Origin of the sequence: Gelidibacter mesophilus DSM 14095 (assembly GCF_000423005.1) — a bacterium.
Lineage (GTDB): Bacteria > Bacteroidota > Bacteroidia > Flavobacteriales > Flavobacteriaceae > Gelidibacter > Gelidibacter mesophilus.
Genome location: NZ_AUHD01000006.1, coordinates 344,391 through 358,286 on the forward strand (window position 1 = coordinate 344,391; position 13,896 = coordinate 358,286).

At 39.1% G+C, this 13,896-nt stretch carries 14 protein-coding genes; 9 read left to right on the top strand and 5 right to left on the bottom strand.

Features of this window, described 5'->3' with window-relative positions; genetic code table 11:
* Positions 1–77 precede the first annotated feature (77 nt).
* The 5 genes from G525_RS0108670 to G525_RS0108690 all read left to right on the top strand — a co-directional run bounded on the left by G525_RS0108670 (position 78) and on the right by G525_RS0108690 (position 5,253).
* Complete coding sequence (locus tag G525_RS0108670) at positions 78–692, top strand: acyltransferase (RefSeq protein WP_035479315.1); 615 nt, start codon at positions 78–80, stop codon at positions 690–692.
* Positions 693–908: 216 nt separating this feature from the next.
* The gene (locus G525_RS0108675) at positions 909–2,246 is read left to right on the top strand and encodes a dihydrolipoamide acetyltransferase family protein (RefSeq protein WP_027125829.1); all 1,338 of its coding nucleotides are present in this window, start codon (positions 909–911) and stop codon (positions 2,244–2,246) included.
* A gap of 154 nt (positions 2,247–2,400) precedes the next feature.
* Positions 2,401–2,730 carry a GxxExxY protein gene (locus tag G525_RS20565; RefSeq protein ID WP_342662746.1) on the top strand — a complete coding sequence of 110 codons (330 nt, stop codon included), beginning with the start codon at positions 2,401–2,403 and terminating at the stop codon, positions 2,728–2,730.
* Positions 2,731–2,797: 67 nt separating this feature from the next.
* A complete protein-coding gene (locus G525_RS0108685; RefSeq protein ID WP_027125830.1) occupies positions 2,798–4,948 on the top strand; it encodes an alpha-ketoacid dehydrogenase subunit alpha/beta in 2,151 nt (716 codons plus the stop codon).
* Between the two features lie 62 nt (positions 4,949–5,010).
* On the top strand, positions 5,011–5,253 hold the full coding sequence (locus G525_RS0108690; protein ID WP_027125831.1) for a hypothetical protein: 243 nt from the start codon (positions 5,011–5,013) through the stop codon (positions 5,251–5,253).
* 48 nt (positions 5,254–5,301) lie between these two features.
* Here G525_RS0108690 and G525_RS0108695 read toward each other — a convergent pair whose 3' ends face one another.
* The 4 genes from G525_RS0108695 to G525_RS22230 all read right to left on the bottom strand — a co-directional run bounded on the left by G525_RS0108695 (position 5,302) and on the right by G525_RS22230 (position 9,832).
* Entirely contained in the window at positions 5,302–6,969 is a 1,668-nt protein-coding gene (locus tag G525_RS0108695) for a SulP family inorganic anion transporter (protein WP_245577754.1), read from the bottom strand.
* Positions 6,970–7,097: 128 nt separating this feature from the next.
* Positions 7,098–7,646, bottom strand: a complete 549-nt coding sequence (locus G525_RS0108700) for a DUF4136 domain-containing protein (protein WP_027125833.1) — start codon at positions 7,644–7,646, stop codon at positions 7,098–7,100.
* Positions 7,647–7,661: 15 nt separating this feature from the next.
* The gene (locus G525_RS0108705; protein ID WP_027125834.1) at positions 7,662–9,656 is read right to left on the bottom strand and encodes a urocanate hydratase; all 1,995 of its coding nucleotides are present in this window, start codon (positions 9,654–9,656) and stop codon (positions 7,662–7,664) included.
* A gap of 14 nt (positions 9,657–9,670) precedes the next feature.
* On the bottom strand, positions 9,671–9,832 hold the full coding sequence (locus G525_RS22230) for a C1orf53 family protein (RefSeq protein WP_163517266.1): 162 nt from the start codon (positions 9,830–9,832) through the stop codon (positions 9,671–9,673).
* A gap of 107 nt (positions 9,833–9,939) precedes the next feature.
* Between G525_RS22230 and G525_RS0108715 the strand changes: the two genes are divergently transcribed.
* From G525_RS0108715 to hemL, 4 genes are read left to right on the top strand one after another with little or no spacing between them, the layout of a single operon-like run.
* Positions 9,940–10,263, top strand: coding sequence for a hypothetical protein (locus G525_RS0108715; RefSeq protein WP_027125835.1), 324 nt, complete (start codon positions 9,940–9,942; stop codon positions 10,261–10,263).
* A 4-nt stretch (positions 10,264–10,267) separates the two neighbouring features.
* A complete protein-coding gene (locus tag G525_RS0108720) occupies positions 10,268–11,179 on the top strand; it encodes a 1-aminocyclopropane-1-carboxylate deaminase/D-cysteine desulfhydrase (RefSeq protein ID WP_035479320.1) in 912 nt (303 codons plus the stop codon).
* A 7-nt stretch (positions 11,180–11,186) separates the two neighbouring features.
* On the top strand, positions 11,187–12,026 hold the full coding sequence (locus G525_RS0108725) for a glucosaminidase domain-containing protein (RefSeq protein ID WP_027125837.1): 840 nt from the start codon (positions 11,187–11,189) through the stop codon (positions 12,024–12,026).
* 3 nt (positions 12,027–12,029) lie between these two features.
* Positions 12,030–13,316 (top strand): glutamate-1-semialdehyde 2,1-aminomutase, encoded by a 1,287-nt coding sequence (hemL, locus tag G525_RS0108730; protein WP_027125838.1) that lies wholly within the window; start codon positions 12,030–12,032, stop codon positions 13,314–13,316.
* Between the two features lie 79 nt (positions 13,317–13,395).
* Here hemL and G525_RS20570 read toward each other — a convergent pair whose 3' ends face one another.
* Entirely contained in the window at positions 13,396–13,878 is a 483-nt protein-coding gene (locus tag G525_RS20570; protein WP_051209857.1) for a hypothetical protein, read from the bottom strand.
* Positions 13,879–13,896: the final 18 nt, after the last annotated feature.

Here is a 13,896-nt window from a genome sequence, read left to right on the forward strand (position 1 = left end):
TTAAGATTAACGATTGTTGATTTTGGAAGTTCAAAAATCAACAATCTTCAATCAACAATCTTCAATATAAGATCACAATGATTTATTCTTTCCAAGGTTACATTCCCGTCGTTCACGAATCCAGTTTCGTGCACCCCTTGGCAGCGGTAACAGGAAATGTCATCATCGGTAAAAACTGTTATATCGGTCCGGGAGCTGCAATTAGAGGTGATTGGGGACAGATTATTCTGGAGGATGGCGTCAACGTTCAAGAAAATTGCACGGTGCACATGTTTCCAGGCAAATCGATCACCTTAAAAGAAAGCGCTCATGTGGGGCATGGTGCGATTATTCACGGGGCTAATTTGGGTAGAAATTGCCTGATTGGGATGAATTCAGTGATTATGGATGACGCTGAAATTGGCGATGAAAGCATCGTTGGTGCCATGTCATTTATAAAAGCAGAAACCATCATTCCTAAACGCAGTTTGGTAGTTGGGAATCCTGCAAAAGTAATTAAACAAGTAAGCGATGAGATGATGGCATGGAAAACTAAAGGCACCCAACTTTATCAACAATTACCAGCCGACTGTCATGAGAGTTTAAGAGCAGTGGAGCCATTAAGGGAAGTTCCGGAGAATATGAAAATACAGGAGGATGTTTATAAAACGCTTCGTGAACACTTCCTGCGAAAGCAGGAATCTCGTGATTAAAGGCTCAAGCATCATGATATGGTGAATAAATTAGATGGAAAAGGTAAAGTGCATAATATGAGGTTTTTTGGCGTTACCCTAACGGGTCAGGCTTTCGGCAGTCGCTCTCTTCGAGGAGCTTCAACAATGCCTCAATCCTTAAAGCAGTTACGAGAATATTAACGAAATTTTGATAACCAGTAGTGTTCAAATCTTCTTGGTTAAAACTAAAAGACAATGAGTAAAGAGAAGAAATTCCCACTGTCGTGGGAATTAAAGATGCCCAAAATGGGAGAAAGCATCACAGAAGGAACTATCATCAGTTGGTTGATCAATGAAGGAGACAGCTTTGAAGAAGGCGATATCATTTTGGAGGTTGCTACCGATAAAGTAGATAACGAAGTCCCAGCACCTCAATCTGGAAAACTGATACAAACCCTATTTCAGGCAAAGGACGTGGTTCCTGTTGGAGAAATTATTGCAATTTTTGAGGCTTCGGAAGATATAACGGCCGATGAGAAAGTTGATTTTCCCTCTAAACCTGGTGTTTCTGAAGAAAAAATAATTCAAAAGGTAAAAAAATCAGAAGCTACAAAAGCTTCATCAAGACCAATTACTTCAAGTTCATCTTCGATTTCATTTTCAACTTCAAATGCTTTCTTCTCCCCACTAATCCAAAAAATAGCAAAAGAACAACACATCAGTTATGAAGAACTCGCCCGAATTCCAACAACTGGACATGAGGGAAGATTGCGAAAAAGCGATCTCTTTAATTATATAGAAGAGGGAAGACCTTACAAGCTTGCACAACCCATTGCACAAGACTCGACCGCATATAGAATTCCACAATTGAATTTCGATAAAGGCAAGGGTAAAATCATTAAAATGGATCGGATGCGCCAAATGATTGCTGATCATATGGTCTATTCGAAACATATATCACCGCACGTCACCGCTTATGTGGAAGCAGATATGACCAATATGGTCAACTGGAGAAACGCTAATAAGGCAGCTTTTCAAGAAAAATATGGCGAACGCCTAACTTTTACGCCATTGTTTGTTGAAGCAGTCGCCAAAGCCGTCAAGGATTTCCCAAACATTAATGCATCGGTGGACGGGAATAACATCATCGTCAAGGAAGATATCAATATAGGAATGGCAACGGCATTACCGAGTGGAAATTTGATTGTTCCTGTTGTGAAAAATGCAGACACCAAAGATTTAAGAACATTAGCTGAAAACGTCAATGAAATGGCCAATAAAGCTCGAGAAAATAAACTTGGAGGCGATGACATTAAAGGCAGTACGTTTACCATTTCCAACGTAGGAACTTTCGGTAGTGTCATGGGAACGCCCATCATCAATCAACCTGAAGTTGCCATTTTAGCCTTGGGGATCATTAAAAAAAGAGCTGAAGTGATAGAAACTGAAAAAGGCGATGAGATTGCGATTAGAAGTATGATGTACTTGTCTCTGTCGTTCGACCATCGCGTGGTTGATGGTTTTTTAGGCGGTAGTTTTGTGCGTCGCGTTGCCGATTATTTCGAGCAATTTGATGTTAATAGAGAAATATAAATGAAAAGAAAATGAAGTTCCACGCAAAGACCACGAAGATTTTAACGCAAAGATATTTTGCGTGCTTTGCGAGTTATTTATGTTGCTTTGCGTGAGATAATTAGATGATGACAGAGAATGAACTTTCTTTTAAAGTTATTGAATTGCTTTAGAATTGCATAAGAGTATTGGTCCTGGTTTATTGGAATCAACTTATGAAAATGCATTAGCTTATGATTTGAGAGAAAGTGGTCTTTCGGTTCAGCAGCAAGTTCCAATGCCATTCATTTACAAAGAAGTTAAAATGGATATTGGATATAGATTAGATTTATTGGTTGAAAATATAATAATTATTGAAATTAAATCTGTCGAAAATTTGGCACCTGTTCATTACGCGCAACTATTGACTTATCTGAAATTATCAGATTTGAAATTAGGATTACTGATGAATTTTAATTCTAAGTTATTGAAAGAAGGAATTCATAGGATAGTAAATAATTTATAAAACCCTCCGAATTAAAGAGTTCAAAACTTTAGCAAACTTTGCTAAAAATAAAAGAGAATAAATCAAAATGACCCACAATATTCCAAAAGAAATATTCCGTAAAGCTTTTACAAACCTCTGTACCGCGAAGGCGATGTCCGAATTGTACGAAGCCAATTTTAAACAAGTATCCAAATACGTACATGCCACCTCAAGAGGCCACGAAGCAATCCAAATTGCTTTAGGAATGCAATTGTTGCCACAAGATTATGCATTTCCGTATTATAGGGATGATGCGATGTTACTGTCCTTCGGACTCACACCTTATGATTTGATGTTGCAATTGTTGGCTAAAAAGGATGATCCGTTTTCTGGAGGACGTACCTATTACGCACATCCAAGTTTACGGGATTTTGATAAACCTAAAATCCCACACCAATCGTCAGCCACTGGAATGCAGGCCATTCCAGCAACAGGTGTTGCCATGGGGTTTAAATATCGCGAAAACGGTAATCTCTTTAAGGAAGAAAACGCAACAACGAAAAAAACAATTCTTGAGGGAAATGAATTTTCAAATGATTATGATACGTCTGTTCATTCAGAAGATTCCCGCCTTCGCGGGAATGCGCCAATTGTAGTCTGCTCCTTAGGCGACGCCTCCGTAACCGAAGGCGAAGTTTCTGAAGCTTTCCAAATGGCGGTCTTGAAAAAGTTGCCCATCCTATTTTTGGTACAGGATAACGAATGGGATATTTCAGCCAATGCCGCTGAAATCAGAGCGCAAGATGCCTTTGAATATGCTAAAGGTTTTAAAGGTTTGGAAGCCATAACTATTGATGGAGCCAATTTCATCGAAAGTTATGAAGCCCTTGAAAAAGTGATTAAAACCATTCGTAAAGAACGTCGGCCATTTTTGGTTCATGCTAAAGTGCCTTTGTTGAATCATCATACCTCGGGTGTGCGAATGGAGTGGTATCGTGATGATTTGGAAGAGGCCAGATCTCGGGATCCTTATCCAGTGTTGAAACAACAATTGTTGGACCATGGATTTTCAAATGATGATTTAGAAACCATAGAAAAAGAATGTCATACGGCTGTAGAGATAGATTACCATCTGTCTCTGTCGGCCGAAGATCCCAAACCAGAAGATTTATTTACCCACGATTTTGCACCCACACCAATTACTGAAGAAAAAGGTGTGCGTTCTCCAAAAGGTGCAGAGAAAGTCGTGATGGTCGATTGTGCCCTGTTTGCTGTGGAAGAGTTGATGAGAAAACACAAAGAGTGTTTGTTATATGGACAGGATGTTGGTGGTCGTTTGGGTGGTGTGTTTAGAGAAGCGGCAACCTTAGCTCAAAAATTCGGAGATGATCGTGTATTCAATACGCCAATTCAAGAAGCTTTTATTGTTGGGTCAACCGTTGGGATGAGTGCTGTTGGACTAAAGCCCATTGTTGAGGTTCAATTTGCCGATTATATTTGGCCAGGCTTAAACCAATTATTCACAGAAGTGAGCAGAAGCTGCTATTTATCCAACGGAAAATGGCCCGTGAGCATGATTCTGCGTGTACCGATTGGTGCTTATGGCAGTGGTGGACCCTATCATTCTTCTTCGGTTGAAAGTATTGTAACCAACATTAGAGGCATTAAAATCGCTTACCCGAGCAATGGCGCCGATTTAAAAGGCTTGATGAAGGCGGCCTATTACGATCCAAATCCAGTCGTGATTTTAGAACACAAAGGTTTGTATTGGAGCAAGGTGCCAGGCACAAAAGGAGCTACCTCTGTTGAGCCGAGTGAGAATTATGTGTTGCCTTTTGGAAAAGCTTGGGTACTTCAAGAAATCTGGAAGCAAGAAGGAAAAGAAACCATATCGATTGTGACTTACGGAATGGGCGTGCATTGGGCATATAATGCGTCAGGCGAATTAGGAATGCGTGACCAAATAGAAATCATCGATTTGCGGACCTTGTTTCCATTGGATGAAGATACGATTATGAAATCCGTTAAAAAAACAGGTAAATGCCTTGTGGTTACTGAAGAACCTTCAAATAATTCTTTTGCAAGAGCTTTGGCAGGAAAAATTCAGGAAGAATGTTTTAAATCTTTAGATGCGCCAGTCATGACTGTAGGAAGTGAGAATATGCCTGCGATACCGTTAAATTCAATATTGGAGGAAGCGATGATTCCGAGTACTGAAAAAGTGAAGGCTAAAATAAATGAGCTATTAAATTACTGATTAGAGTTAAGTTTGAATGGGGAACGATGTTAATTTTATATCAAATATTTAAACATAGTATTATGAAAAAAGTAATTTTTACGACGTTGATGGCTGTTTTCTTATCGTTATCTATAACCTCTTGTAGAGAACAAACAGAAAAAGAACGAGTTATCGATGAGATGAATGATAAAGGTGCCGACGTCAAAATCAAACAAGATGGCGATAAAATAAAAATGGAGACCGATGATAAAAAGGTCAAAATAAAGACTGATGACGATGGTGATGTTAAGATAAAAGAGAAAACACAAAATGATGATAACTAATCATTGTTATTAATAGCGAAAAAGGCGACTCTCTCGAGTCGCCTTTTTTTATAGCTTATATTCTGAAAGTGGTTTGGTGAACTTTTCGGGGTCTTCTGCTAAATAATAACGAGGATCATTAATGGCTTCAATAATGACTTCCTTAAATTTTGGATTTGCTTTGTACATCAATGCCTTACAATCCTGACTCAAATGTTTAAGTTTAATTGTTTTGCCTTCAGCCTCATATTTTTTAACCAAATTGAAAATGGCCTCCAATGCAGAATGATCACTCACTCTTGATTCCACAAAATCAATTTCGACGTTTTGAGGATCGGTTTTTACGTCAAATTTTGAATTAAAGTTTTGAATGGAACCAAAGAATAACGGCCCCCAAATTTCATAAACTTTAGTCCCATCTTCTCTTAAGCGTTTGCGTGCTCTAATCATGGTCGCATTTTTCCAGGCAAATACAAGGGCCGATAAAATAACCCCAATAAACACCGCAATGGCAAGATCATAGATTACTGTTACCGCCGATACTGTGACAAGCACAAATGCATCTGCAACAGGAATTTTTCTGATAATCCTAAAACTGGACCAGGCAAACGTTTCAATAACCATCATAAACATAACGCCTACTAAAGCGGCAATTGGCACTTGTTCAATATATTGCGCCGTAAATAGAATAAAGGTCAATAAGGTCAATGCCATTGCAATTCCGGACAAACGACCTCTACCGCCAGCATTAATGTTAATAACCGTTTGGCCAATCATTCCACAACCACCTGTGCCTCCAAACAACCCACTGACCATATTCCCAGCGCCTTGTGCCACACATTCCCTGTTTCCATTGCCACGAGTATCCGTTAACTCATCTACTAAGTTCATGGTCATTAAAGACTCGATAAGTCCTACAGAAGCGGCTAAAAATGCATAAGGAAGAATGAATTTAAGCGTCGCAAAATTAATAGGAAGATTCTGCCAAAGCTCCGTATTTGGCGTTGGGAATTCGCCTTTTAGACCTTCACCACCACCTTCAATAATGTACGATCCCACCGTACTTACATCTAATCCTCCAAAAATAACGACACCACTGGTAACGATAATTGCTATTAAGGCTGCAGGTATTTTAGTGGTTACCTTAGGAAGTAACCAAATAATGGCCATGGTAAGTCCCACAAGACCTAACATGATGTACAGTTCAGAACCTTGCATTGGAATATTGATATATTTTTTTAATCCGTCAGCTCCTATTTCTAACTCTTTATGAGAAAACATACGAACTTGCGCCAGAAAAATCACAATGGCCAGTCCGTTAACAAATCCCATCATCACCGAATGGGGGATCAATCGTACGAATCGTCCTAATTTTAAAACGCCAGCACCTATTTGAATGAGTCCCATCAATATAACGGCTGCCAACAAATAGAAGTAGCCCATATTTTCCACGGGTACGTCAAATAACATGCCTCGCTCATGTCCTTCTGAAATGAGATTTACAAAAATAACGGCTACAGCCCCAGCAGCACCTGAGATCAATCCAGGTCGACCTCCAAAGATCGCTGCAATTAATCCTACTATAAAAGCTCCTGATAATGCCACCAAAGGATCTATCTGTGCCACAAAAGCAAAGGCAACTACCTCAGGGATCATTGCTAATGATACAGTAATACCAGCAAGGATGTCATTCTTTGGGTTTTGGGTAAAGTTTTTTCTTGTTTGACTGAACATCATAATTTTTGCACTTAAAAGGGAGCAAATATAGGGTTTTAGAACCGAAGGCTCGTTTTTTCTATATTTTTAAGCATAAAAAAAAGCATCAAAAATTAATATTGATGCTTTAAAATATATATTGATTTTTACTATAATTCTACTCCTGGAGGATATTTTTCCATGATCTTGGCAACAAATTCATTGATGCGCTCTTCCTTTTTATCCATGCGTTCTGATAAATAACCAGTTCCCATACCTTGCCAAACTAATTCCTTTTTGTTAGCATCAATCAGGTCTACGTATAATGTGCCTTCAGTAGAAGTGGATACAGAATTATATCCAGAATTCCAATAATATGGACTCCATCCCCAGCCATAGCCATAAGGTCCATAACCCATAGCATTATTATAAACATTTATTTTATCTCGAGATTTAGTGAAAATACTGACCAGCATATCCGGGTTTTCGGATTTGACGTAGCCTTTTGCCATAAGTTCACTTTCAATTGCTCTCAAAATACGACGCTTGTCAAGATCACTAATCTCGGCCTTATCAATACCATTTTTGAAGAAAGCAAAGGTTTTAAACTGGTTGAAATCTGCATTCTTGTCAAAATCTGCTGCAACTTTTACTGAGCTACAGGATGTTGCCACTACTAATAGCAGGGCCATTGTTACTGTTGTTAATATTTTGTTCATAGCATAATTATTTGGTTATATAGAATTCAATAAATCCTTGCTTACGATATTTGGAAGTGTAACTTTTAAATTGGGTTCAGCTTCCATGGCACGCTTTATCGCGAAAATAGCGCCATCATTTCTTGCCCAACTCCGTCTTGAAATACCGTTGTTGACATCCCAAAAAAGCATGGACTTCAAGCGTTGTTCCGCTTCTTTACTTCCATCAAGAACCATACCAAATCCTCCATTTATTACTTCTCCCCAACCAACACCGCCGCCGTTATGAATGCTGACCCAAGTAGCGCCTCTAAAACTGTCGCCTATTACATTTTGGATCGCCATATCTGCTGTATAGCGTGAACCATCATAAATATTTGAAGTTTCACGATATGGAGAATCTGTACCTGATACATCATGGTGATCACGTCCTAAAACCACGTAACCAATTTCGTTTTTGGCAATGGCATCATTAAATGCTTTGGCTATTTTTGTGCGGCCTTGGGCATCGGCGTATAAAATCCGAGCTTGAGAACCGACTACTAATTTATTCGCTTGTGCGCCTTTAATCCATTGGATATTATCGGCCATTTGCTGTTGTATTTCTTCAGGTGAATTGGTCTTCATCTCTTCTAACACCTTACAGGCAATTTGATCTGTTTTTGCTAAATCTTCGGGTTTTCCCGAGGTGCAAACCCAGCGGAATGGTCCAAAACCATAATCAAAACACATGGGTCCCATAATATCCTGTACATAGCTCGGGAATTTGAATTCGCGTCCTAATGTCGGATTGTCGGCCATCACATCGGCTCCAGCGCGCGACGCTTCCAATAGGAAAGCATTGCCATAGTCGAAAAAGTAGGTGCCTTTTTCAGTATGTTTATTGATGGCTTTAGCATGACGGCGCAAGGTTTCCTGAACTTTTTCCTTGAAGAGCATCGGATGGTTTGCCATCATCTCATTGGCATCTTCAAACGAGATATCAACCGGATAATAGCCGCCTGCCCACGGATTATGAAGTGAGGTTTGGTCACTTCCCAAATCGATATGAATATGATCTTGGTCAAATTTTTCCCAGACGTCAACGATATTTCCTAAATAGGCAATAGAAACGGTTTCTTTATCAGCTTTTGCCTTTTTCACCCTAGCTACAAGTTGGTCTAAATTTGAAATCTTTTCATCGATCCAACCTTGATCCAAGCGCACTTGTGTAATTTTTGGGTTGACTTCTGCACACACCGTAATACAACCCGCAATGGTCCCTGCTTTTGGTTGTGCCCCAGACATGCCGCCTAATCCTGAAGTGACGAATAGGTTTCCTTCGGGTGATTTATTTATTTTACGGAATCCGTTAAGAACCGTAATTGTGGTTCCATGAACAATGCCCTGCGGACCGATATACATATAACTTCCGGCAGTCATTTGTCCGTATTGTGTAACGCCCAGAGCATTGAATTTCTCCCAGTCGTCAGGTTTTGAATAATTCGGGATCATCATGCCATTGGTAACCACAACTCGTGGCGCTTCTTTATGACTTGGAAATAAGCCCATGGGATGTCCTGAATACATGGTCAGAGTTTGATCATCATTCATTTCTGCCAAATATTTCATGGTCAATCGGTATTGGGCCCAATTGGAGAATACGGCGCCATTGCCGCCGTAAGTGATGAGTTCATGTGGATGTTGCGCCACGGCATAGTCGAGGTTGTTTTGAATCATTAACATGATGGCCGCTGCTTGTTTTGATTTTGCAGGATACTCATCCAAAGGTCTGGCGTACATTTTATAATCTGGACGTAGGCGGTACATGTAAATCCTCCCGTAGGTCTCTAATTCACGTTTAAATTCTGGCAGTAACTCTGCATGCTGGCTTTGATCGAAATAACGTAATGCATTTTGTAAGGCCAGCTTTTTTTCTTCATCAGATAAAATGTTTTTGCGTTTTGGCGCATGATTTATGTGTTCATCATAAGGTTTTGTGGGAGGTAAAACGCTTGGGATGCCTTCAAGAATTTGATCTTTAAAAGAGATGGAAGTACTTTGCATTAGTTTGTTTTTAATTTTTTCTTATCAAAACCATAAGGGCAATGTCTGCATCCACTTTCGCAACAATAACCACGTTTAAGTAGGTATTGTGCAGTGAAACAACGGTAGCCTTCAGGTGTCAAATAATAATCGCCTTCTTCAAGAGGCACAATTTTCTTCATAGTATCACAAAGATAGTGTAAATTCGAGAAAATATTCCTTGACGCAATGGCAAGGTTTATGGTTTCCATAATTTACGGAATCTAAACGAATTTGAGGTTTTATACCTATGATATTAGTTTCAAAATACATCATCCCTAACGGTTTTATAGGCATAACCTTGTTTCCGTTTATTTTTGTAAAGCATGCGCAGCTCAAACATAATAAGGTTTTGGTCAATCATGAGCGCATTCACTTAAAACAACAACTGGAATTGTTAATCCTTCCTTTTTTTATGTGGTATTGGGTAGAGTTTTTATTCCGCTATTTACATTATAAAGATTGGCATCAAGCCTATCGGAACATCTCTTTTGAACGTGAGTGCTATCAAAACGAACAGCATTTAGAATATCTTAAAAACCGCAAATTTTGGAGTTTTTTGAAATATCTTTGAGGCCATGAATTTTAAAGTCCATCTCTCAAAAAACCAATGCTTAAACTTGGATTTCAATTCCAATCACCTGGTTTGTGTTAAAAGGGAAGATCTCATTCATCCCTATATCTCCGGTAACAAATACCGAAAATTAAAATACAATCTGGCACAGGCAAAAACTGAAGGTAAAGAGGTCTTGGCTACTTTTGGAGGTGCTTTTTCAAACCATATTGCTGCCGTTGCTGCTGTTGGAAAGGAGTTTGGTTTTAAAACTATTGGCGTGATAAGAGGTGAGGAGTTGGTTGATAAAATTGAGGGTAATCCTACCTTGAAATTCGCCAGAAGTTGTGACATGCAGTTTAAATTTGTGACTAGAGAGGCCTTTAGAAATAAAATTTCCGAAGATTTTATTCAGGATCTTCAACGCGAATTTGGCGACTTCTATCTCATTCCAGAAGGCGGTACCAATGATTTGGCTATTAAAGGCTGTGAGGAAATCCTGACCAATGAAGATGAGAAATTTGACTATATCTGTTGTTCAGTTGGGACTGGAGGCACCATTTCTGGAATTATCAACGCCTCAAAACCAGATCAGAAGGTTCTAGGATTTCCTGCATTAAAAGGTGACTTTTTGCAAGAAGAAATTAGTAAGTTTGCCAAAAATTCAAACTGGCAACTCATCACTGACTATCATTTTGGGGGATATGCTAAAATAAATCCCAAATTAATTGGTTTTATGAATCAGTTTAAGAGCGATTATGGCATTCCGCTCGATCCTATTTATACTGGAAAACTGCTATTTGGCGTAATGGATTTGTTGAGCAAAGGATATTTTCCTGAGCATTCAAAAATATTGGTCATTCATACTGGCGGTTTACAGGGGATTTCTGGAATGAATGAATTATTGAAAATAAAGAAATGGCCTTTAATTAGTTAAGTTATCTATGAAATTTAGTCTGAGAATAATAATGGTTTTAATCGTGGCTTTAATCCTAGCTAGTTGTGGGGGAAAGAAACGCATTGTCACTAAAAAGAAAAATGCTAGAACAAAAACTGAACGTGTTGTGAGAGATGACCGCACTTCAATTCCATTGGAGGATCAGTCTAAAGAGGTGGCTCCTGTGGTCGCTGTTCCGAAGCCTTCGAACAACTTAAATATTACTGAAATTTATATTGCGACTTACGGTGAAATAGCCAAAAATAACATGCGAGCGCACAAAATCCCTGCTAGTATCACTTTGGCACAAGGCATTTTAGAGTCAGGTTCAGGAAGAGGACGACTGGCGGTGGAAGGCAATAATCATTTTGGAATCAAATGCCATGGATGGTCCGGAGATAAAATTTATCATGACGATGATGCTTCTCAAGAATGTTTTCGGAAATATAGACATGCTGAACAATCTTTTGAGGACCATTCTCAATTTTTAACATCACGCGGTCGCTATGCTAAACTATTTGAACTAGATGGCGATGATTATGAAGCTTGGGCCAAAGGTTTAAGAGCAGCTGGTTATGCGACGGATCGAAAATATCCGGATAAATTGATCAGTTTGATAGAGCGTTTTCAATTGTATAAGTATGATCAGGAAGTGCTAGGATCGACCAGGTCAAAACCGCGAAGGACTGAGGTTCCTTCCCATCTTACTCATAAAGTAGTTCAGGGCGATACGATGTATTCCCTTTCGAGACGCTATAATATTTCCGTGAATGAATTACAGAAAATGAACGGAATGAGAAATAGCAATTTACAAATAGGTCAAATTCTAATAATAAAAGACAATTAGTTCATGTTATATCAACGCAGTAGTAGTTTATTTAAGGAAGCAGAAAAAGTGATTCCGGGTGGTGTCAATTCACCCGTAAGAGCATTTGGAGCCGTAGGTGGGACACCTATTTTTGCTAAATCAGCCAAAGGTGCTTATGTCCATGACGAAGATGGAAACACCTATATTGATTATATCAATTCTTGGGGTCCAATGATTCTTGGTCACGCATTTGAACCGGTTGTGGCCGCAGTTATTGAAAAGGCTAAACAAGGCACTTCTTTCGGGATGCCAACAGCCATAGAAACGGGGATTGCTAAATTGGCAATTTCTATGGTGCCGAATGTCGACAAAATAAGATTCGTCAATTCAGGTACTGAGGCTTGTATGAGTGCGGTACGATTGGCTCGTGGTTATACCAAAAAGGATAAAATAATTAAGTTTTCTGGGTGCTATCATGGGCATAGTGATGCGTTCTTGATTGCGGCCGGTTCTGGCGCCATTACTTTTGGTACGCCTAATAGTCCTGGGGTAACTCAAGGCACGGCAAAAGATACGCTGTTAGCAAAGTTTAATGATATTGCAAATGTCACACAATTAGTGGAATCTAACAAAGGTGAGATTGCCTGTATTATTATAGAACCTGTGGCAGGAAATATGGGGTGTATTCCACCAAAGGATAATTTCTTGCAAAAACTGAGATCTTTATGTGATAAACATGAAATCCTCTTGATATTTGATGAGGTCATGACCGGATTCAGATTGGCTGCAGGGGGCGCTCAAGAATTATATAAAGTGAATGCGGATATTGTATGCTTCGGAAAGGTAATTGGCGGTGGTTTACCTGTTGGAGCCTTTGCCGCCCGAAATGAAATTATGGATTATTTGGCGCCACTTGGTCCCGTATACCAAGCAGGGACGTTAAGTGGCAATCCATTGGCCATGGCTGCCGGCCTAGCCATGTTGCAGCATTTGAACAACGATAACTCAGTTTTTAGCCGTTTAGCCGAGAAAACAGAATATTTACACCAAGGAATGGCGAAAGCACTTCAGGAAAATAAAGTGAATCATACCATCAACAGAATGGGGTCTATGATTTCCATTCATTTTGAAGCACATGAAGTGTATGATTTTGAAACTGCTGCAAATGCAAATAATGAGTCTTTTAAACGCTTCTTTCACGGCATGCTTAAAGAAGGTGTTTACATTGCACCAAGTGCTTTTGAGACCTGGTTTATTAGTGATGCGCTAAGTTATGAAGATTTGGATACCACTATTAAAGCGGTAGAAAAGGTCAGTAAAAACCTATAGGCTTCATTCGATTTATTAAAAAAGGGGAGGTTCCAATTCGGAATTTCCCGTTGTATTTTTTGAAAGTTACGATTATAAATTATTGGTTTGTCTTTTGCTTAGGCACCGCATCTTTTCTATGCTGAGAACGCTTGTGGTGTTTTTTGCTTTTATGACCGCTTTTTTCTTTCATTTGGTCCCATTTTTCATATTGTTCTGAAGATAAAATACCTTTCATTTTTCTTTTCATTTCAATTTGTTGATCCAATCTGGCGTTTGCCATTTTAAAACGCTTCTCTTTTGACACGCTCTTATTTTCATCCTTTTCTTTGGCTTGTAAATAGGCTTCTTTTTGACCTTTTTTCAATTTGGCGTTGTCCAAGTAAATTGCAGAAATTTCTTTCTGTTGCTTTTCGTTTAAATCAAGGTTCAAGGTCAACTTCTTAGTTTGAAGTTCTGCCATCTGTTCTGGTGAGTAGTCCATTTTTGTGGCCATGCGCTGTTTTTTTAGGTCTCTTTTTTGTTCTTGTGCAGAAGCTTGCATGGTTGCAAATGCAATCAGAATCATTATCAAATTTTTCATAGTTCTGTTTGTTAAAAG

Bases quoted from the DNA above. Each gene is read 5' to 3' on its own strand.
- G525_RS0108685 (WP_027125830.1), top strand. From the start codon at position 2,798: ATGACCCACAATATTCCAAAAGAAATATTCCGTAAAGCTTTTACAAAC.
- G525_RS22230 (WP_163517266.1), bottom strand. From the start codon at position 9,832: ATGAAGAAAATTGTGCCTCTTGAAGAAGGCGATTATTATTTGACACCT.
- hemL (WP_027125838.1), top strand. From the start codon at position 12,030: ATGTTATATCAACGCAGTAGTAGTTTATTTAAGGAAGCAGAAAAAGTG.
- G525_RS20570 (WP_051209857.1), bottom strand. From the start codon at position 13,878: ATGAAAAATTTGATAATGATTCTGATTGCATTTGCAACCATGCAAGCT.
- G525_RS0108725 (WP_027125837.1), top strand. From the start codon at position 11,187: ATGAAATTTAGTCTGAGAATAATAATGGTTTTAATCGTGGCTTTAATC.
- G525_RS0108695 (WP_245577754.1), bottom strand. From the start codon at position 6,969: ATGATGTTCAGTCAAACAAGAAAAAACTTTACCCAAAACCCAAAGAAT.
- G525_RS0108670 (WP_035479315.1), top strand. From the start codon at position 78: ATGATTTATTCTTTCCAAGGTTACATTCCCGTCGTTCACGAATCCAGT.
- G525_RS0108675 (WP_027125829.1), top strand. From the start codon at position 909: ATGAGTAAAGAGAAGAAATTCCCACTGTCGTGGGAATTAAAGATGCCC.
- G525_RS0108690 (WP_027125831.1), top strand. From the start codon at position 5,011: ATGAAAAAAGTAATTTTTACGACGTTGATGGCTGTTTTCTTATCGTTA.
- G525_RS0108715 (WP_027125835.1), top strand. From the start codon at position 9,940: ATGATATTAGTTTCAAAATACATCATCCCTAACGGTTTTATAGGCATA.
- G525_RS0108720 (WP_035479320.1), top strand. From the start codon at position 10,268: ATGAATTTTAAAGTCCATCTCTCAAAAAACCAATGCTTAAACTTGGAT.
- G525_RS0108700 (WP_027125833.1), bottom strand. From the start codon at position 7,646: ATGAACAAAATATTAACAACAGTAACAATGGCCCTGCTATTAGTAGTG.